The organism is Agromyces sp. NPDC056523, from assembly GCF_042794545.1.
Taxonomy (GTDB): Bacteria; Actinomycetota; Actinomycetes; order Actinomycetales; family Microbacteriaceae; genus Agromyces.
In genome coordinates this window covers 762,639-781,980 of sequence record NZ_JBHTTM010000002.1, presented here as the reverse complement: position 1 = coordinate 781,980, position 19,342 = coordinate 762,639, and the positions used below count along the sequence as shown (strand labels likewise).

The 19,342-nt window shown below is 69.1% G+C and carries 17 protein-coding genes and 1 tRNA gene; 9 read left to right on the top strand and 9 right to left on the bottom strand.

The genetic code is table 11. The features are described from left to right. Positions 1 to 50 precede the first annotated feature (50 nt). The 3 genes from ACFQ58_RS10565 to ACFQ58_RS10555 are packed head-to-tail and all read left to right on the top strand — an operon-like array spanning position 51 to position 3,080. The gene (locus ACFQ58_RS10565; protein WP_376951031.1) at positions 51 to 1,121 is read left to right on the top strand and encodes a 3-isopropylmalate dehydrogenase; all 1,071 of its coding nucleotides are present in this window, start codon (positions 51 to 53) and stop codon (positions 1,119 to 1,121) included. A gap of 23 nt (positions 1,122 to 1,144) precedes the next feature. Next, positions 1,145 to 2,263, top strand: coding sequence for a branched-chain amino acid aminotransferase (locus ACFQ58_RS10560; protein ID WP_376951030.1), 1,119 nt, complete (start codon positions 1,145 to 1,147; stop codon positions 2,261 to 2,263). A gap of 43 nt (positions 2,264 to 2,306) precedes the next feature. Further along, positions 2,307 to 3,080 carry a fumarylacetoacetate hydrolase family protein gene (locus ACFQ58_RS10555; RefSeq protein ID WP_376951029.1) on the top strand — a complete coding sequence of 258 codons (774 nt, stop codon included), beginning with the start codon at positions 2,307 to 2,309 and terminating at the stop codon, positions 3,078 to 3,080. A 4-nt stretch (positions 3,081 to 3,084) separates the two neighbouring features. On the opposite strand, the gene ACFQ58_RS10550 is transcribed toward ACFQ58_RS10555, so the two are convergent. The 3 genes from ACFQ58_RS10550 to ACFQ58_RS10540 all read right to left on the bottom strand — a co-directional run bounded on the left by ACFQ58_RS10550 (position 3,085) and on the right by ACFQ58_RS10540 (position 5,325). Then, positions 3,085 to 3,717, bottom strand: coding sequence for a TetR/AcrR family transcriptional regulator (locus tag ACFQ58_RS10550; RefSeq protein WP_376951028.1), 633 nt, complete (start codon positions 3,715 to 3,717; stop codon positions 3,085 to 3,087). A 63-nt stretch (positions 3,718 to 3,780) separates the two neighbouring features. Then, positions 3,781 to 4,140 carry an SPW repeat protein gene (locus ACFQ58_RS10545; RefSeq protein WP_376951027.1) on the bottom strand — a complete coding sequence of 120 codons (360 nt, stop codon included), beginning with the start codon at positions 4,138 to 4,140 and terminating at the stop codon, positions 3,781 to 3,783. Between the two features lie 114 nt (positions 4,141 to 4,254). Beyond that, positions 4,255 to 5,325, bottom strand: coding sequence for an aminotransferase class V-fold PLP-dependent enzyme (locus ACFQ58_RS10540; protein ID WP_376951026.1), 1,071 nt, complete (start codon positions 5,323 to 5,325; stop codon positions 4,255 to 4,257). An 81-nt stretch (positions 5,326 to 5,406) separates the two neighbouring features. Here ACFQ58_RS10540 and ACFQ58_RS10535 point away from each other — a divergent pair, with 81 nt between their 5' ends. From ACFQ58_RS10535 to ACFQ58_RS10525, 3 genes are all read left to right on the top strand, one after another. Continuing rightward, entirely contained in the window at positions 5,407 to 6,396 is a 990-nt protein-coding gene (locus tag ACFQ58_RS10535; protein ID WP_376951024.1) for a LysR family transcriptional regulator, read from the top strand. Continuing rightward, the gene (gene gltX, locus ACFQ58_RS10530) at positions 6,389 to 7,906 is read left to right on the top strand and encodes a glutamate--tRNA ligase (RefSeq protein WP_376951023.1); all 1,518 of its coding nucleotides are present in this window, start codon (positions 6,389 to 6,391) and stop codon (positions 7,904 to 7,906) included. The genes ACFQ58_RS10535 and gltX overlap by 8 nt, the downstream gene beginning before the upstream one ends. A gap of 110 nt (positions 7,907 to 8,016) precedes the next feature. Further along, a tRNA-Gln gene (locus ACFQ58_RS10525) sits at positions 8,017 to 8,088 on the top strand. A 326-nt stretch (positions 8,089 to 8,414) separates the two neighbouring features. Here ACFQ58_RS10525 and ACFQ58_RS10520 read toward each other — a convergent pair. Together ACFQ58_RS10520 and ACFQ58_RS10515 are read right to left on the bottom strand one after the other, a co-directional pair. Next, a complete protein-coding gene (locus ACFQ58_RS10520; RefSeq protein WP_376951022.1) occupies positions 8,415 to 9,794 on the bottom strand; it encodes a serine hydrolase domain-containing protein in 1,380 nt (459 codons plus the stop codon). Positions 9,795 to 9,798: 4 nt separating this feature from the next. Beyond that, positions 9,799 to 10,056 carry a hypothetical protein gene (locus ACFQ58_RS10515; RefSeq protein WP_376951021.1) on the bottom strand — a complete coding sequence of 86 codons (258 nt, stop codon included), beginning with the start codon at positions 10,054 to 10,056 and terminating at the stop codon, positions 9,799 to 9,801. A 157-nt stretch (positions 10,057 to 10,213) separates the two neighbouring features. On the opposite strand from ACFQ58_RS10515, the gene ACFQ58_RS10510 reads away from it, so the two are divergent. After that, positions 10,214 to 11,134 carry a MarR family transcriptional regulator gene (locus ACFQ58_RS10510; RefSeq protein WP_376951020.1) on the top strand — a complete coding sequence of 307 codons (921 nt, stop codon included), beginning with the start codon at positions 10,214 to 10,216 and terminating at the stop codon, positions 11,132 to 11,134. A gap of 574 nt (positions 11,135 to 11,708) precedes the next feature. Then, entirely contained in the window at positions 11,709 to 15,392 is a 3,684-nt protein-coding gene (locus tag ACFQ58_RS10505; protein WP_376951019.1) for a family 78 glycoside hydrolase catalytic domain, read from the top strand. Positions 15,393 to 15,564: 172 nt separating this feature from the next. Here the strand turns inward: ACFQ58_RS10505 and ACFQ58_RS10500 are convergent, their stop codons facing one another. The 4 genes from ACFQ58_RS10500 to ACFQ58_RS10485 are packed head-to-tail and all read right to left on the bottom strand — an operon-like array spanning position 15,565 to position 18,212. Next, on the bottom strand, positions 15,565 to 15,702 hold the full coding sequence (locus ACFQ58_RS10500) for a hypothetical protein (RefSeq protein WP_376951018.1): 138 nt from the start codon (positions 15,700 to 15,702) through the stop codon (positions 15,565 to 15,567). A gap of 7 nt (positions 15,703 to 15,709) precedes the next feature. Then, complete coding sequence (locus tag ACFQ58_RS10495; RefSeq protein ID WP_376951017.1) at positions 15,710 to 16,300, bottom strand: response regulator; 591 nt, start codon at positions 16,298 to 16,300, stop codon at positions 15,710 to 15,712. Beyond that, the gene (locus ACFQ58_RS10490) at positions 16,297 to 17,682 is read right to left on the bottom strand and encodes a histidine kinase (RefSeq protein ID WP_376951016.1); all 1,386 of its coding nucleotides are present in this window, start codon (positions 17,680 to 17,682) and stop codon (positions 16,297 to 16,299) included. Before ACFQ58_RS10490 ends, ACFQ58_RS10495 begins: the two co-directional genes overlap by 4 nt. A 41-nt stretch (positions 17,683 to 17,723) precedes the next feature. Next, entirely contained in the window at positions 17,724 to 18,212 is a 489-nt protein-coding gene (locus tag ACFQ58_RS10485) for a hypothetical protein (protein ID WP_376951015.1), read from the bottom strand. Between the two features lie 156 nt (positions 18,213 to 18,368). Here ACFQ58_RS10485 and ACFQ58_RS10480 point away from each other — a divergent pair, with 156 nt between their 5' ends. Beyond that, entirely contained in the window at positions 18,369 to 19,145 is a 777-nt protein-coding gene (locus ACFQ58_RS10480; protein ID WP_376951013.1) for a hypothetical protein, read from the top strand. Positions 19,146 to 19,342 lie beyond the last annotated feature (197 nt).

The window sequence follows — 19,342 nt, the reverse complement described above, 5'->3', positions numbered from 1 at the left end:
CCCTCCGGGCGGACAGTACGCTGGGAGGGCTGGCGGACGAAGGAGTGTTCATGGTACAGACGGTCAGGCTCGCGGTGATCCCGGGCGACGGGATCGGTCCCGAGGTGGTCGGCGAGGCGCTCAAGGCGCTCGACGCCGCCACGACCGGAGCCGACGTCGAGTTCGAGCGCACGGAGTTCTCGCTCGGCGCCGCCCGCTTCCTCGAGACCGGCGACGTGCTGACCGACGACGACCTCGCGGCCATCACGGGCCACGACGCGATCCTGCTCGGCGCGGTCGGCGGCATGCCCGGCGACCCCCGTCTCGCGGGCGCGAACATCGAGCGGGGGCTGCTGCTCAAACTGCGGTTCGAGCTCGACCACTACGTCAACCTGCGCCCGAGCGTGCTGTACCCCGGCGTCACGAGCCCGCTCGCGAACCCCGGCGACGTCGACTTCGTCGTCGTGCGCGAGGGCACCGAGGGTCCGTACGTCGGCAACGGCGGCGCCATCCGCGTCGGCACGCCCGCCGAGGTCGCGAACGAGGTCTCGGTCAACACCGCGTACGGAGTGGAGCGCGTCGTGCGCTACGCGTTCGCCGCGGCATCCGCCCGCCCCAAGAAGAGGCTGACCCTCGTGCACAAGACCAACGTGCTCGTGTTCGCCGGCTCGCTCTGGAAGCGCACCGTCGACGCCGTCGCCGCCGAGTACCCGGATGTCACGGTGGACTACCTGCACGTCGACGCGGCGACCATCTTCCTCGTCACGGATCCTGCTAGATTCGACGTCATCGTCACGGACAACCTCTTCGGCGACATCCTCACGGACCTGGCCGGCGCGATCAGCGGCGGCATCGGCCTCGCGGCCTCGGGCAACATCAACCCCGACGGCCGGTTCCCGAGCATGTTCGAGCCGGTGCACGGTTCCGCGCCCGACATCGCCGGGAAGGGCATCGCCGACCCGACCGCCGCGATCCTCTCGGTCGCCCTGCTGCTCGACCACCTCGGTCACGGCGGGCCTGCCGAGCGGGTGCGCCAGGCGGTCGCCGCCGACATCGCCGACCGCGGCGACGCGCGGCGCTCGACCTCCGAGATCGGCGACGCGATCGCCGCTCGCATCGGCGCCCCCGTGGGCGCCCACTGAACCCGCTCCCGAAGGAGGAAGCCTTGACCACGACGAACCTCACCCTGCAGACCCCGTCGCCCGCAGGACTCACCTGGCAGGTCACGCGCAACGACGCCGCGAAGGACCAGTCCGAGCGCGAGGCGGTCCTCGCCGACCCGGGCTTCGGCAACCACTTCACCGACCACATGGTCGACATCTGCTGGTCCGAGAAGGGCGGATGGCACCGCCCCCGCGTCTCGCCGTACGGCCCGATCCAACTCGACCCTGCGGCAGCGGTGCTGCACTACGCGCAGGAGATCTTCGAGGGCCTCAAGGCGTACCGGCACGCCGACGGCTCGATCCGCACCTTCCGGCCCTACGAGAACGCAGCGCGCATGCAGCGTTCTGCTCGGCGGTTGGCGCTGCCCGAGCTTCCGGTCGAGTACTTCATCGACTCGCTCAAGCAGCTCATCGCGGTCGACGCCGACTGGGTGCCGGGCGCTCCCGAGACGAGCCTCTACCTGCGACCGTTCATGTACGCCAAGGAGGCGTTCCTCGGCGTGCGGCCGGCCAAGAAGGTCGCGTACTACGTCATCGCGAGCCCCGCCGCCGCCTACTTCCCGGGCGGTGTGCAGCCCGTCAACATCTGGCTGTCGACGCACTACGCGCGTGCCGGCAAGGGCGGCACGGGCGCCGCGAAGACCGGCGGGAATTACGCGTCGAGCCTGCTGCCGCAGGCCGAGGCGTACGAGAAGGGCTGCCAGCAGGTGCTCTTCCTCGACGAGGGGAAGTACCTCGAGGAGCTCGGCGGCATGAACGTCGTGCTCGTGAAGAAGGACGGCACGCTCGTCACGCCCGAGTCCGACTCGATCCTCGAGGGCATCACGCGCGACTCGATCCTGCGCCTCGCGGCCGACCGCGGCCACCAGGTCGAGCAGCGCCGCGTCACCCTCGACGAGTGGCGCGAGGGCGCGGCATCCGGCGACATCGTCGGCGCGTTCGCATGCGGCACCGCCGCGGTCGTCGTGCCGATCGGCCGGCTGCTCGGCGAGGACTTCGAGATCGTGCACTCCGGTTCGCAGGCCGAAGAGCTGGCGCTCTCGCTCCGCGAGGAACTGACCGGCATCCAGTACGGCCGCGTCGAGGACCGGCACGGCTGGATGGTGCGCCTGGACGCGTGACCGCCGGAACGCCCGGGTCGAGGGGGCACCGTAGGCTGGCGGCATGAAGGTCGCGCGCTTCGCCCACGGTGAGTCCATCTCGTTCGGCATCGTCGACGAGGAGGAGCACGAGCTCGTCGTGCTGAAGTCCGACCCGCTCTTCGCGGGGTACGACCCGACCGGCGAGCGCGTGCCGCTCGGCGAGGCGCGGCTGCTCGCACCCGTGATCCCGCGGTCGAAGGTCGTCGCGGTCGGCAAGAACTACCGCGAGCACGCCGAGGAGATGGGTGGCGACGCGCCGTCTGAACCCCTGCTGTTCCTCAAGCCCAACACCTCCGTCATCGGTCCGGGCGACGCCATCGTGCTGCCGCCCGAGAGCGCGCAGGTCGAGCACGAGGGCGAGCTGGCCGTCGTGATCGGACGCGTCGCGCGGCGCGTGAGCGAGGCCGACGCGGCATCCGTGATCTTCGGCTACACCATCGCGAACGACGTCACGGCCCGCGACCTCCAGCGTCGCGACGGGCAGTGGACCCGCGCGAAGGGCTTCGACACGTTCTGCCCGCTCGGCCCGGTCATCTCGACCGAGGTCGACCTCGAGCGCGGCGTGATCGAGACGACCGTGAACGGCGAGCGGCGCCAGCGGGGCAATCTCGCCGACATGGTGCATTCGGTGTCGGCGATCGTCGCCTACGCGTCGAACGTGTTCACGCTGCTGCCCGGCGACGTCATCCTCACCGGCACGCCGGCGGGCGTCGGGCCGATCGAGGACGGCGACCGCGTCGAGGTCACGGTCTCGGGGCTCGGCACGCTTGCCAACCCGGTGCGCACCGCGACCTGACCCGTCAGGCAGCGGGAGCGTTCAGCCCGGCGCAGATGAGCTCGGCGAGTTCGGGCAGGTCCAACGCCTCGTCGGCGGCGTCGGTCGCAGCATCCGGGCGCCCCGTCGTCGCGAGAGGGTCCGTCCCGTCGACGACGGTGGGCGATGGCGTGGTGATGATCGCGACCCAAGCCGCGGCCGCCGTGCGGACCCGACGTGCGGCGATCGGATGGAGGATGCTCGCGCCGAGCACGTGCTCGACCAGGCCCTGGATCTGCCGGCGATAGCCACTCAGGCGTTCGCGCACTTCGGGGTGGGTCCGCTGCTCGCGCCAGACGATGGTGCGCCGGACCTGCGTCTCGTCCTGCAGTTCGTTGAGCCGGCGCGTGACGTTGAGGAGGGCACGCGCGGGATCACCGAGCGTGATGAGCGCCGTCGTGTCGACGGGCTCGAGGTCGAGCCGCTCGCCGATCAGGGCACGGAGCAGGTCGGCTTTCGTGGGGAAGTAGTAGAAGAGGAGGCCCTTCGGCACGCCCGCAGTGCGGGCGATCGCGGCCGTGGGCGTCGCGTCGAAGCCGCGATCGGCGAACAGGCGCTCCGCCGCATCGAGGATGAGCGTGCGGGTCTGCGTCGTGCGTGTCTGCGTGTCGCGTGGCATGGTCGGTCTCGGCGAGGAGCGGGGGCGCCGGTCGCATCCGCCGCCCCCGTCTCGACCCGCACGTCAGTGCGGGATGGCCCGGTCGTGCGTCTGCATGGCCGGCCGGATGGCGAGGGCCGCGACGATCACCGCGACCGCTCCGCAGATCCAGGAGATCCAGGCGGGTCCGAACTCCATGGCGCTCGCGTAGCCGCCGATCCACGGAGCGATGAACAGCAGCGCGCCGAGGCCGAGTTGCACGTATTCGGTTGCGACCAGTCCCGGCATCGCGAGGTTCACGAGACCGGAGGCGATCAGCAGGACACCGAGCACGAGCATCCAGACCATCGAGGCGCCGGACTGCTCCATGAAGAAGGTCGACCCGGCGGCGACGAGGCCGACCGCGATGGCGACCCAGTCCTCCCAGCGTGTCCATTTCTTCATTCGACTCTCTCCCCTCCTGTGACGGATGGCTCCCGATCGGGGGTCGATTCGACGCTATTCCTGACTGACCGTACGGTCAATCGGCGCATGGACGATCGGCTCGGTCGTCGCGCCTCAGCGTCCGAGGGCGCCGGCCGCGAGTTCCACATCCTCGACGTCGTTCCAGAGGTGGAAGGCCACCCGAGCGCGCCCGGCTCGGCCGGACGCCGTGATGCCGGCCGCCGTGAGCCGCGCGAGGTCCGTTCCGTCGGGGTCGGTCCAGGTCACGATCGCGCTCGGTGCGGACCGGAGGTCGAGGCGATCGCGGAACGCCTCGGCGAGGGCGAGGTCGTGCTCGCGGACCGCGGCCATGTCGAGCCCCGCGGCGAGCTCGAGCGCCGCTTCGGCCCCGGCCCACGCATGCCACGCGGGCGAGACGTCGAATCGGCGCGCCCCGGCGGCGAGGTGCAGCTCGGGTCCGTAGCAGGACGCCCACGGGTCCTCGCCCGAGTACCAGCCCGCGGTGAGCGGCACGAGTTCGTCGAGCGCTCGGTCGCTCACCGACATGAACGCCGCGCCCCGTGGAGCCGACAGCCACTTGTACGCGTGGCACACGATCAGGTCGGCGTCCAGGTCGTCGGTCGGCATCCAGCCGGTGGCCTGCGTCGTGTCGATGAGCACGAGCGCACCGGCCGATCGTGCGGCGGCGATGACGGATGTCGCGTCCGCGAGTTCGCCCGTCGCCGATTGCACGAGCGAGAACGCCACCAGCCACGTGCGGGGTCCGATCGCGTCGGCCAGCCGCTCGAGCGGCGCGTGTCGGACGCTCAGGTCGCCGCGCGCGAGGAACGGGGCGACCACCGAGCTGAAGTCACCGTCGACGGACACGATCTCGGCACCAGACGGTGCCGACGCCGCAGCGAGCGAGACGAAGGGGGAGACCTGCGATCCCACCGCGACGCGGTCGGGCGACGCCCCCAGCAGCGTCGCCGCGTGCCCGCGGGCCCGCTCGACCATGCCGGTGTACTCCGCCGCGGACGCTCCTCCGGAGGCCCACCGTGCGAGATCGCGCTCGACGGCGGTGACGGTCGCTTGGGCGGGCAGGCCGAGCGTGCACGCGGCCAGGTATCCGCGCCCGGCGGCGAAGCGCAGGTCCGGCAGCTCGGACGCGGCGATTCGAGCGGAGGATGAGGTCTCGGTGCGCATGGAAACAGCCTGCGCCGCACCATCCGATTCGTCGAGGCCCAGCCCTGGATCGATTGCATAAGCAGGGCTTATCGTTGGATCATGTCCAGCACCGCCGACGTGACTCATCCCGGCGCCGCCGACCTCGACGCAACCAGCCTGATCGTGCTGCGGGCGGTCGCCGACAACGGCACCATCACCGCGGCCGCGGCCGCCCTCGGATTCAGCCAGCCGGCCCTCAGCCAGCAGGTGCGACGGGCCGAGGCGCGGGCCGGCATGGCGCTGGTCGAACGGACGGGGCGCGGTATCCGACTGACCGCGGCCGGCCGGCTACTTGCGCGGCACGGCACGACCATCGCGACGACGCTCGAGGCGGCCCGCGGCGAGCTTGCCGAGCTGCGCGGCCTGCGGTCGGGCCGCGTGCGGCTGATGGCGTTCCCGTCGGCGTCGCCGACCGTCGTCCCCGAGTTCATGGCCGAGATGACCGCTCGGCACCCGGGCGTGCAGGTGAGCTTCGTCGAGGCCGAGCCACCCGAGGCGGTGCGGGCCGTCCGCGAGGATCGCGCCGATCTCGCCCTGACCTTCAGCTACCCCGGCGATCGCAGCGACCCGCACCGCGAGAGCGCCCGCGGACTGGAGGTCGGCACGATCGGCGTCGATCCGATGCACGTCGTGCTGCCCGCGCGCCATCCGCTCGCCGTGCGCGACGCCGTCGACCTCGCCGATCTCGCGGGGGAGCGGTGGATAGCTGGGTGCCCCCGCTGTCGCGGCCACCTGCTCGAGCTCTGCGACGTCGCCGGGTTCGCGCCGACCATCGCCGTCGAGACCGACAACTTCGTCGCCGTCGAGGAGCTCGTGGCGAGCGGGCTCGGCGTCGCGGTGCTGCCTGGGCTCGCGGTGGAGTCGGCCGGTGCGCGGCGCGGGGTCGCGGTGCGCGCGACCGTCAACGACGACCGGCGCACCCTGCACCTCGTCGCGGCCAAGGGCGGAACGGGTGTTCCGGCCGTCGCGGTCGCCGCCGACCTGCTCACGCGGCTCGTCGGCCGTCGGGTCGCCGGATCAGCGGGCCTTAACATTGACAGCGATGCCTGACACGACCCATCCCACGACCACCGCGACCGGCAGCGACATCCGGGTGCGCTTCTGCCCGTCGCCCACCGGCACCCCGCACGTCGGCCTCGTGCGCACGGCCCTCTTCAACTGGGCCTACGCGCGCCACACCGGCGGCACGTTCGTCTTCCGCATCGAGGACACCGACGCGGCGCGCGACAGCGAGGAGAGCTACGAGCAGATCATCGACGCGCTCACCTGGCTCGGGCTCGAGTGGGACGAGGGCATCGGCATCGGCGGCCCGCACGCGCCGTACCGGCAGTCGCTCCGCGGCGAGATCTACACGACCGTGGTCGAGCGACTGAAGGCGTCCGGCCACGTGTACGAGAGCTACTCGACCGCAGACGAGATCGACGCGCGCAACGAAGCCGCCGGCCGACCCAAGCAGTTCGGCTACGACAACTTCGACCGCGATCTCACCGACGAGCAGCGCGCCGCGTACCGGGCCGAGGGCCGCGTGCCCGCCCTGCGACTGCGCGTGCCCGCTGACGTCGACCTCGGCTTCGACGACCTCGTGCGCGGCCGCATCGACTTCGCCGCCGGCTCGACCACCGACTTCGTCGTGGTGCGCCCGAACGGCGCGCCGCTCTACACGCTCGTGAACCCGGTCGACGACGCGCTCATGGGCATCACGCACGTGCTCCGCGGCGAGGACCTGCTCTCGTCGACGCCACGGCAGATCGCGCTCTACCACGCGCTGATCGACATCGGGCTCACCACGTTCGTGCCCCGGTTCGGCCACCTGCCGTACGTGATGGGCGAGGCCAACAAGAAGCTCTCCAAGCGCGACCCCGAGTCGAACCTCTTCCACCACCGCGACCGCGGCTTCATCCCCGAGGGTCTCGTCAACTACCTCGCGCTCCTCGGCTGGGGCTTCGCGGCCGACCGCGACGTGTTCAGCCGCGACGAGCTGGTCTCGGCGTTCGACGTCGCCGACGTCAACCCGAACCCCGCGCGCTTCGACCTGAAGAAGGCCGAGGCGATCAATGGCGACCACCTGCGGCAGCTCGACGTCGCGGACTTCGCCGAGCGCACCGTGCCCTACCTGCAGGCGGCCGGCGTCGTCGACGCGCCGGTCACGCCGGGCCAGGAGGCGATCCTCGCCGAGGCCGCACCGCTCGTGCAGGAGCGCATCGGGCTGCTCGGCGAGGCACCCGGCATGCTCGGCTTCCTCTTCACGGATGCCGCGACCCTCGAGTTCGACGAGGCGGCCGTCGGGTCGCTCCCGGCCGACGCTCCCGCGGTGCTCGCGGCCGCGCGAGAGGCGCTCGAGCGCATCCCGGGGGAGTCGTGGACGCACGGCGAGATCGAGGAGGCGCTGCGCGACGCGATCGTCGACGGGCTGGGACTGAAGCCGCGCGTCGCCTTCGGTCCGATCCGCGTCGCGATCTCCGGCCGCCGCGTCTCGCCGCCGCTGTTCGAGTCGATGCAGATCCTCGGGCGGGTCGACTCGCTCGAGCGCATCGACCGCCTCGCGGCGCTCGTGGGCTGACCTCGACGGGTGCGTCGCTGGCGGCGCGCCCGGGGCACGCACCCGTTTTGGCGAGCGTCCGCCCGTAGGCTAGAGTTACATGTCGGCCCGGGAACTCGTTCCGGGGCAATTGGGGTATGGTGTAATTGGCAACACGGCTGATTCTGGTTCAGTTGTTCTTGGTTCGAGTCCAGGTACCCCAGCTTCGAGAAACCCCCGGTTATCCGGGGGTTTCGTGTTTCTGCGGTCACCTGATGGCCGTGTCGGATTTCCGCTGGTTTGCCGCGGGATGCCTCGGGCCGGGGTGACAGCTCGGATGCCTGCCTGGCCCGGTACTCCGCGGTTCTCGTGCTCCCGCTGTGCGCGCGCCGGGCGCGAATGTGAGCGACGAATGGAATGTTCCTGGTTCGAATCGGTCGCGAACGATCGGTCGAGCGGGGGAGCCCATCAGTACCAACTCCGAGGCGTCGGTGAGCGGAGTCACATTTCCTGGGGACCTCGCAATAGGTGAGGAGTTCTCCGCCGATGGTCAGGACGTACGCGGATGCAGCCGGCAGTTCGTGTGCAGGTAGCGCGGCCCGCCGCGCTCGAGGTCGAAGATCGCGACGGTCTGAGGATCCTCGAGTTGGCCGACTGGTGGCATCACGAAATGGGTCTCGCTGATCGGTTGGAGGTCGTAGGTGATGCGGTCGGGCAGACCCATGAACGCCGCCTGCATCGGGTTGAGGTCGACGGTGGCGAAGAGCCTGCCGTCCATGGCGGTGACTTCGAACGCCGTGCCCGGGCGTTCGTAGACGCCGACATATCTCGACGGGTCGAGGACGAGTCCGGAGTTCGGGGGTGGCAGCGGCGGGATCCGACCGAGCCCGAGCTCGTCCAGGAGCACGTCGAACACCTCCCGGTAGAGCGAGTCGCGCTGGCCGCCATTCGTCAGCAGCACGAGCGCGAGGTCGTCGTCGGGCAGCATGCGCAGGCGGGCGTTCTGCCCGATCGTGCTCCCGTCGTGCGCGTACACGGTGCGGCCGTCCCAGTTGCAGACGACGAGGCCGAGCGCCCACTCCGGCCCGAACATATGCGGGTCGGGTACCGGTACGCGGGAAGTCGTCATCTCGCGGATCGCCGACTCCGAGACGATGCGCCTGCCGTTCGGGGCGATGCCGCCGCGCATGAACACGTGCGCGAGCGCGAGCACATCGCGGGTCGTCGAACTCACGTTCCCGCCGGGGCCGTACGCACGAGGCAGGTGCTCGACCGGCGTCGGAATCGGACCTTCTTCGACGGATCGGATCAGGTGACCGGTCGCGGCGCGCGCCAGGTCGACGCCTCCGGCCCGGCTCGTCGTGCCGGTCAGCCCCATCGGCTCGAAGAGGCGATCGCGCATGATCGCGTCCCATCGCCTGCCATCGACGACCTCCATGATCCGGGCCAGGATCGCGTACCCGAGCGCCGCGCTGTAGCCGTGGACGGCGCCGACGGGGCTGACCTGGGGGGCCTCGGCGATCTGGTCGACCATCCGCTCGTAGACGTCCTCCTCCTCGCCCGGGTCGCCGAAGGCCTCTTCGATGCCGTTCGTGTGATCGAGCAACTGACGCGCAGTGACCCGTTCCGTCGCCTCCTGGTCGGCGACCCTGAACCCTGGGAGGCGGGCGCGGACGGGTTCGTCCAGCTGAACCGCGCCCTCGTCGACGAACTGCATGAACGCCAGCGCGGTCCACGTCTTGGTCAGCGAACCGCACTGGAAGACGGTATCGGCGGTCACGGCATCGCGAGCGCTCACCTGCCTCACGCCGTAGACGAATTCGGTGACCTCCCCGCGGTGCATCACGCCGACTGCCGCGCCGGGTGTCTGGTGGCGGGCGAGGATCTCGGCGATCCGCTCTCCGGCACGGCCGGCCTCGATCACAGCCATACGCTCACCCTGCGAGACCGACCGCGTTGGCAGCATCCGCCTCGACGTACTCGGTCACCGCGGCCCGCCCCGCATGCTCCTCGAAGAACTCGCGCACGGCTGCGAGCGAGTCGTGCACGATGACGTTCACCGCCATGGTTCCGTCGGTGCTCGCGACCGCCAGTATCCATTTCGCACCCTTGGGCAACCGCCCGTGCGCCTTCTTCAACCCGCCCCAGAACCGATCCCCGTCGTCGATCTTCGAGATGGCCATGATGTGCATGTTCGCGCTCCTTGCAGTTTCCGAATGCTGAAACGCTACGTAGCCTTTCCAGCAGCGTCAACGCAGAACTGTTGGGACCCCTGCAATCGTTGCGTGGTACTGTCGGCGAATGCAATGCCATGATGCGTTGCGTTCGATGGACGAGGAGGGGGCGGCCATGGCCGGCGGCAGACTCACCCTGCAGGAGCGGCGATCGATCGCCGAAGGAATGGCCGATGGCCTCGGGTACGCCGAGATCGGCCGGCGTCTCGGCCGTCCCACGTCGACCATCAGTCGCGAGGTCGCCCGCAACGGCTACAGCCTGTACTCGGCCGTCGCGGCTCATGACGCCGCCCGGCACCGCGAACGCCCCACTGCGGCCCAGGCGGCAGCCGCGTCCGAGTCCTCCTCGGCGCATCCGACCGAGGCCCGCGCGTTCGTCGAGGAGTTCGCCGGCCTCCTCGCTGCAACCGGGATGCCGCGCATGGCGTCGCGCGTGTTCACCGGCCTGCTGCTCTCCGAGACCGGAAGCCTCACCGCCGCCGACCTCGTGCGCCGACTGCAGGTGAGCCCGGCGGCGGTATCGAAGGCCGTCGGCTACCTCGAGGGTCTCGGCCTGCTTCGACGCGAGGCCGACCCGGGCAGTCGCCGAGAGCGGTACGTCATCGACGACGACGTCTGGTCCCGGGCACTGCGCACAGACTCATCCGCGCACGCTGGCGTGGCGCGCGGCGCGTCGCGCGGCGTCGCGATCTTCGGGGCGGAGACCCCCGCAGGCCTGCGCCTCGGACTGATGGGGCGGTTCTTCGGCGAGCTCACCGAACAGATCGACGGCATAGACCTCACCGATCCGGCCGTGACCGACGCGATGACCGTGCTCGCGGCGCTGGTCCACGGCGCGCGAGCAGTGACCGTCGACGAGCTGGCGGTCGCTCTCGGCTGGACATGGATTCGTGCGACCGCGGCCCTGGCAGAGCTCGAGGGCCGCCCCGCACTCGCCGATCCGCTCGTCCTGAAAATGGAGGGCGGTCGGTGCTCCGTCGAGGCGCGACCGGATCGCCTCTCGCCCGCCCAGCGCACGGCACTGCGCGCGCCGTAGCACCGAAACACATGGGCAGCGAGCCGGATGAACACACTTGAACAAGCCTGAACAACCTGAACATCCTTCGTCGAGCATCGCGACCCCTTCGATTCGGGAGGCGCAGGCTGCCGTTCGCCGAGGTGATCGTGCTTTGTCGAGCGCTCCCGGGCCGTTCGTTTGGTCAAATTTCGCTATTTATCCTGATGAGGCGCAAATTGCGCGGCACGCACAGGCGACGCGCCCGACCTTCCAGCCTGCCGATCGTGAAGCGATGCATGCTCGTAGATCAGTCTATGAAAATGCTTGACCTCACCTGAACTTCATCTATAACGTTTCAACCGCGTCGCAGTTCAAGACGCACCCGAACACCCGCAGTGGCGACGATGCACGCGGATGCCTCTGGCTGACGATGCGGTCGCCCACGACAGTAAGGCACCCTATGTCGAGAAATCTGGACTCGGTTGCGTTCTTCGCGCGTCCGAGGGCCCTGGCCGCAGCAGCTGCTGTTGCGGCACTGACGATCGGGCTTGTCGTTCAAGGACAAGCTCCCGCAGGGGCGGCTCCGCGCGATGTCGCGACGGACCGCCTCGAAGTGAATGCATCGGCGAACCCGCTCGGGATCGATGATGCCAAGCCGACCTTCTCCTGGATCATCACGACCGCGGCGCGTGCCATCCATCAGAAGCAGTACCAGATCGTGGTGGCCTCCACCGCTGCCAAGGCGGCCAAGGGGCAAGGCGACGTCTGGGACTCGGGCGAAGTCGTCTCCGACGCGACATCCGTCGACTACTCGGGACCGGACCTGAACTCACGGACCCGCTATTACTGGAGCGTGCGGACGTGGACCCCCGGTGCCTCGTCGTGGGCGAAGCCGGCATCGTTCGAGACGGCCTACCTGAGCGCTGACGAATGGCGCGGCGACTGGATCACGGGCCCCGCCCGCCCCATCGCTCCGCTCACCGGCACCGCCGGCACCGACGACGACGCAGGACTCGTGCCGAGCACGACACTGAGTGTTGGGGCACCCGCCGGTGCAACCAACCTCAAGGTGAACAGTGTGGGCGGTGCGACCGTCGGCAGCCAGGTCCGCGTAGGCCTCGGCGACGTCTCCCAGCTCGTCGAGATCACGGCCGTGGGCACCGCGTCCATGACGACGACGACCGTCACGCCGACGTCCGCCGGCGGCACACGACTCTATGTCGCCTCAGTCAACGGCATCGCCGTGGGTGACATCCTGACCGTCGGCAGCGCCACAGCCACCGTGACCGATGTGGGAACGGCCGCCGGACAGAACCGATCGCTGTCCGCAGCCGCGGCCGCCGGGGACACCGTGATCAAGGTGAACAACACCGGCGGGTTCGTGGTCGGCCAGGGGGCGGTCGTCGGCACCGGCTCCAGTGCGGTCGTGCGCACCGTGACCGCCGTGGGCACCTCAGGTGCGACCGGCACAGGCATCACGCTCGACGCTCCGCTCGGTGCGGACTTCGCGTCGGGCACCGCCGCCCGCGGAACGGGAACGGGACTTGGCGTCAGCGGCCTCTCGGCCGATGTGATCGGTGGTGCCTCGGTCGTCAACCCCGGCAGCGGATTGACCATCAGCCCCGCGCTGACGGAGAGCTTCGGCGTGGGGACGACGGTCGTCCTCGCCGACGCCGAGGACATCTGCCGGCCGGTCGGCAACTCGTCGAACTCCGGCCAGTGCAAGCCGATCCGCCCGAACTTCCTGCTTCGCACGACGTTCGACGTCGCTCCGAAGTCGGAGCACGGCGCCGTCACGAGCGCTCGCCTCTACTCGGTGGGTCTCGGCTGGAACGAGCCGAGCGTCAACGGGCAGCTCGCACAGCCGGGTGAGCACCTGAACCCCGGCTTCACTGACTACAAGGACACGGTCCAATACACCACCGACGATGTCACGGCGCTGATTCAGCAGCACGCGACCGAGGCGACGGAGAACGTTCTCGCCAGCGAGATCGCGGCGGGTCGCTACGACTCGGAGTCGATTCCGTCGAACCACCGGTTCGAGTTCGCTCAGTGGCGCAATCAGGAGCCGTTGAAGGCAGACCTGTGGGTTACCTACGCGGACGGCACGGAGGAGGTGGTCTCCAGTGGCGACGACTGGAAGGTCAGCATCGATGGCCCGACGCGGTACGCAGACTTCGACAACGGTGAGACCTACGACGCGCGTCACGTCATCTCCGGGTGGAACACGGCCTCGTACGACGACAGCGGCTGGCTGGATGCCTCGCCGGGCGTTGCTCCGGAGGGCGAGGTGATCGCTCAGCTGCACGAGCGTACCAAGGAGACCGAGAAGCTCGAGGGTCCGTTCTACGAGTGGAGCCCGGCGGAGGGCGTGAAGGCCGTCGACGTCGGACGGCAGATCGCCGGCTGGGCCACGATCAAGGTCTGGGGCGCGGAGCCTGGGCAGGTCATCCGGACCGTCTACGTCGAGCGTCGCAACGACGACACGACGATCGACGACCCGAACGTCCCGGGAACGGGACAGGATGGTGCACTGCAGTTCGCCGGGAACCTCCAGCAGAGTTACTACGTGTCGGACGGCACGGGCACCGAGGAGAATCCGGAGACCTTCACGCCGAACTGGAACTTCGCAGGCTTCCAGTGGGTGCAGATCGACGGCACCAACGGCGCACCGCTCCCCGAGAACGTGCATGTCGAGGTCGCCTCCGCGCAGCAGATCATGACCGGTCTGGACGAGGTCGGCACGTTCGAGTCGAACGACACCCTTCTGAACCAGATCCACACGAACGTGAAGAACACGGTCAAGGGGAACTGGATCGCGGGATACTCGAGCGACACGCCGACCTATGAGAAGGACGGCTGGACGGGTGACGCGCAGATCATCCTCCCGACCGTGGCGAACCTGTTCGACATCCAGCAGTCGATGGTCAAGTCGGCGCGCGACTCGAAGGACTCGCAACTCGACGACGGCAGCGGTCAGACCGGCCTGCTGATCCCCGGCTCGGAAGGCTACGGCTACTGCTCGAAGAACGCTCAGGGCACGTACGTGCCGTGCGGTTCGTCTCCGTCGATCGCGACCTTCAAGGGCAGCGGCGCCGGTGCGACGCCGATCTGGGACGCGTTCATCGTCGTGACCTCGTACGAGGCCTGGCAGCGCTACGCCGACGTGCGTCCCATGACGACCGCGTTCGGGACGATCGAGAGTTACCTCGACGACTGGATCCAGGGCGGCGTTCCGTATGGCGACGGTCCTGGGGGATGGTTCGTCCGCGACGGCTCGAACGACTGGACGCTGAACTCGGGCCTCGGTGACTGGGCCTTCGTGACCGGTGCCAACGGCAACGCCGAAGAGGGCACGAACCTCAACGTCGGCGGCTTCCAGGCCGCATCGTCGACGGCCTTCACGGCCTACCTCGCCAAGCTGACCGCCGAAATGGCCGATGTCCTGTTCGAGAAGACGGGCGACGAGAAGTACCAGGCGGCGGCTTCGAAGTACCGGACGCTGTTCGACAACATCCGCGAGGACTTCAACGAACGCTGGTGGGATGCGGACCGCGGCTTCTACGCCGAGAACGCGACGCAGGAGCTCCGTCAAGGCTTCCAGGCCTGGGCGATCGGCTTCGGTCTCGTCGAGGAGGAGGACAAGCTCGCGCTCATGGAGAAGCTGGCGTACGACGTCGCGGTGACCCGTACGGGTCACGCGATGACCGGATTCGTCGGCATCCGCTGGATCTGGCCGGTTCTCTCGGATGCTGCGCACCTCGGTGTGCCGCACGCCAAGGAGGCCCTGTTCAAGGTGGCTCAGCAGACGACCTACCCGTCGTACGGCTATCACATCGGCCTGGGCTACACCGGCATCGGCGAGTACTGGGAGAACACGACCCGCACGCGGAACCACCAGTTCCAGGGCTCGATCGGGCAATGGTTCTACGAGGAACTCGCGGGCATCAAGCCTGCCTCGCCGGGTTACGAGGAGATCACGATCCGCCCGCTCGTCGGCGCGGAGTATGGCGTGACGGATGTCTCGGCCTCGGTCGACACCGTCCACGGCAAGATCTCCTCGAGTTGGGTCGACGGCGGCGCCGACGGGAAGCTCACCCTCAAGGTGACCGTCCCGGCGAACACGACGGCGAAGATCCATGTGCCCGGCACGGACGCGTCGAAGATCGTGGAGTCGGGAAGCGGCACCGCTCTTCTGGCCTCGAAGGCGGCGGGCGTGAAGCTCATCGGGCAAGTGGACGACGCCATCGTGTACGAGGTGGGCTCAGGCACGTACGAGTTCACCCGGCAGCCCTGATCGGTGGGACGGTGAACAGTATCGAACCGCGTTGCCCCAGGGCTTTCGAGCCTGGGTAACGGGATGAGCAGTCGTCCGGGGCGGAGGACCCGCCGCCCCGGACGACACCACCGTCGGACGGAGAGGAAAGGTGCACCAGGTTAGAGGCGCCGGAACCACCCGGTCGTCCGACCTACCAGATGGTGCCGCCGCCGAGCGGGATGCCGGCCCACGTGAGCGCGATGAAGATGCCGGCGAACACGACGGGCGCGATGCCCTTGCCGTTGCGCGCAACGCCGCGTTCCGCATGCCGAGTTGCGTTGCGGGCCATCGAACTGTCACCCGTCCAACGGCTCGGCGCTCTGTTGGTCCTGCAGGTAGGCCAGCACCGCCGCGACCCGCTTGTGGACGTTGGTGCGACCTTGAGCCATCAAGGCCAACACGTCCCGTTCCCGATCGGTCAGGTCGGCCAGTCGCGGTGACGGTCGTCCGGCACGGACGAGGGATGCGACGACGTCGGGGTCGACGCGCGAGCCGCCCGATGCGACCTCGTGGACCGCTTCGACGAGCGCCCGCGGTTTGCCGATGCGCTCCTTGAGCAGGTACGCCAGGCCGGCTGTGCCGTCCCGGAGCAGGTCCATGGCGTAGGTGGCGTCGTTGTACTGCGAGAGCACGACGATACCGACGTCGTGGTGTCGCTCCCGGATGCGATGAGCAGCTTCGATGCCCTCCGTGCCATGACCGGGCGGCATCCGGATGTCGGTCACCACCACGTCGGGTCGCTCCCGGTCGACCACGAGCTCGAGTTCGGCTGCATCGCCGACGACGGCGATGACCTCGATCGAACCGTCGCTCACGAGCGCGCGCCGTACGCCCTCGCGCATGAGGTAGTGGTCGTCGGCGACGACCGCGCGCAACCGCCCGGTCATGGTCGGCCCCGTTCGACGGGGAGCGGGAACTCGGCGATGACAATGGTGCCGGCGCCGGGCGATGTGTCGATCCGAAGTGTGCCGCCTACCGCGGCGATGCGATCGCGGAGGTTGGTCAGGCCCGTGCCTCGTGCCGCTGTGGCGTCGAATCCGTCGCCGTCGTCGTGCACTCGCAGCGTGAGGTGACCACTGTTCTCGCGCAGCTCGACGTCGAGCCGCTCGGCTCGGCCGTGCTTGAGGGTGTTGGCGAAGGCCTCGGCTGCGGTGAAGTACGCGGCTCCTTCGAGTTCGTCGGGAAGGCGCCGGGCGCGCAGCGAAGGATCCGCGCGGACGTCCACCGGGCCGGGATGCCGGCCCGCGAGCGTCTCGATCGCCACCAGCAGTCCCCGGTCGCTGAGCACGGACGGATGGATGCCCTGTGCGAGGTCGCGGAGTTCGGCGAGCACGCGGCGCAGACCGTCCTGGATCGCTTCGAGGTCCTCGCCGGCCGCGCCAGGATCGCGTTCGACCACCTGGTGCACCTGGCCGGCAAGCCCGATGAGGGCCGCGAGGTCCTGCTGTACGCCGTCGTGGATGTTCCGCTCGATGCGACGGCGTTCCTGCTCCTGTGCATGCACGATCCGTGCGCGTGAGGACCGGAGCAGCGCCGCCTGATGCTCGAGTTCCTCCTTCAGGCGTACGTTGCGTACCGCCATGCCGACCTGACGGGCGAACGTCTCGAGGAGGGCGGCATCCGCCGGGGTGAGGAGTCCCGACCGTTTGGGGCCGCACTCGATGAGGCCGATCCGCTCCCCGTCGACCTCGATGGGTACGGTCAGTACCGCCTGCTCGCCGGTTTCCGGCGGCCTGCGCTCAGGTGCTTTCGGCAGGAGCCGGATGCGAACCCAGCGCAGGCTCATGCCGTCCTCCAGCGTGGCGCGCATGCGCGGCAGCAGCGCATCGAGATCGTAGGTGCCCGCCAGCGATTCACCCAGACCCACCACGAGCTGGGTGGCGTCGGTCTTCGCGCCGAAGACCCAACGGTCGGCGAGCCCTTCGAGCCGGGTGCGGACCGGCTGGAAGGCCACCGCCACGATCAGTCCGATCGCCACGGCCCAGCCGACCGGCAGCAGCGTCCCCGCAGCAGCGCCCGCGGTCACGGCGACGATCACGTAGACGACGGCGATCGATGTCCACAGCAAGCCGGAGACGATCGAGCGGCGGACGACTCGGTCGACGTTCAACCCCTTGGGTTGCAGGATGGCGACGGCTGGGGCGACCACGAATCCGACGAAGACCGCCGCCCAGCACAGAGAGATGAAGACCTCGGCCCGGCCGATGAGGAGAGTCTGCGTCACGAGCGCGAACGGCACCAAGGCGACGGGCACCAGCAGCCATCGCATCGGGCGGCGCGCACGTTCGTCCGCTGATCGATACCGCACGATCAGGGGAACACGAGTATGAGCCAGGTCAGTCGCAGTGCCACGCCTTCGTAGCGATGATGCACTTCGCCATCAGGGAACAGCCCGAGCACGTGGGCGACTCCGATCACGGGCAGTACGGAGACCCACTGCAGCAGGACGACCAGCAGGGCGATCGGGGCTGCAGGCGCGTCGGAGGCGAGCTGGAGCTCGAGGACGGGGAGCAGGACGTCACGCGCGGAGATGAGCGATCCGATGGCGAGCCAGACGGCGAGCGGATGCCACGGCACTCGGATCAGGATCACCGCGGTCACCCCCACCGCCGCTCCGTAGACGAGCATCCAGGGCAACAGTTCGAGCGGATACCTCGGGAGGCCCACCACCATGACGATCAGCGCGCAGGCGGCGCTCACCCCGAGGATCGCCCACGCCGCGCTGCGGCGTACGGCATCGGTCACGCTCGCGCCCCCGCGGAGCGGGAGATCGGGCCGGTCGCCAGACACCTCACTCATGGCCATAGCACCTCCATGATGGACCCGACCTGGTGTGGTTGTCCGGGGTATTTGGCCCCAACCGGATTGCGGAATTCCCCCACTGACGCTCGGGCCAGCACGATGCCGCCCGGATGCCCGGCGCCCGTAGCGTGCCCGGTGTTGAAAGGAGCCGCCATGCACAACGCGACGAACAACCCGCAGGAACGTGCCGACGGGGTCATGAATGAAGTTGAGGCCTTCAACGGAGCTGCGCGAGGACGGATTGGCGCGCGGCGAGCCACGAACGCGATCGACAGAATCGGAGCGTTCAGCGGAACGCTCTATGTTCTCCTCGCGCTCCTCGGAAGCGCGCTCATCGGTGAACGCTCCAACCGTGCAGAATCACCAGGCGAGCAGATCCTGGAGGAACAGCAGCGATACGCCGAGAACCCATGGACCAACGTGGCGTTCGCTGTCGTGATCCTCGCCCAACTGGCACTCATCCTGTTCGTTGGCTACTTGTGCGCGCGCGTCCGCGAGGCTGGGTGGTTCGCGACGACGGCGCTCGTCGGGGGCACCGCCGCGCTCATCGCGAACTTCCTCTCCGTGTCGATCGTGATCGCAGTCTTCGTCCTTCGAGACAACATCTCAACCGAGCTCGCCCGCGCCCTGCAGGACCTCGATGGAGCAGGCCACCTGATCCAACTTCTGCCACTGGGCGTGTTCGCGGTCTTCACATCGGTCGCGGCATTGGTGACACGGACGCTGGGACCGGTACTGAGCTGGGCCGGCATCGCAATCGGCGCCATGAGCATCGTCGTGCTCGCCGCGAGCGGGCTTCCTGCGAACGACGAGTTCTTCGTCTGGCCCTTCCTGCTCATCCTGCTCTGGATGACGGTGATCAGCCTTCGATTCGGATTCGCCAGGAACCGAACGGCGACACCGGACGGCGTGGCACAGACTGACCCGTGATCGCGTCCGAATCCACGTCGCGAATCGAAGGTCCGGCCAAAGGTCGCCGGGACTGTGGCCGGACAATAGTTCCGCGCAGGCAGCCAACCCATGGGTCCGGACGGCATATTGCCGCGGGAATCGCGGCAGAGGAGAATGCGTGCGCGCGGGCCGTCGGCGACATCGCTATCCGAGCGGCCCATCTGACTCGGGGGAGG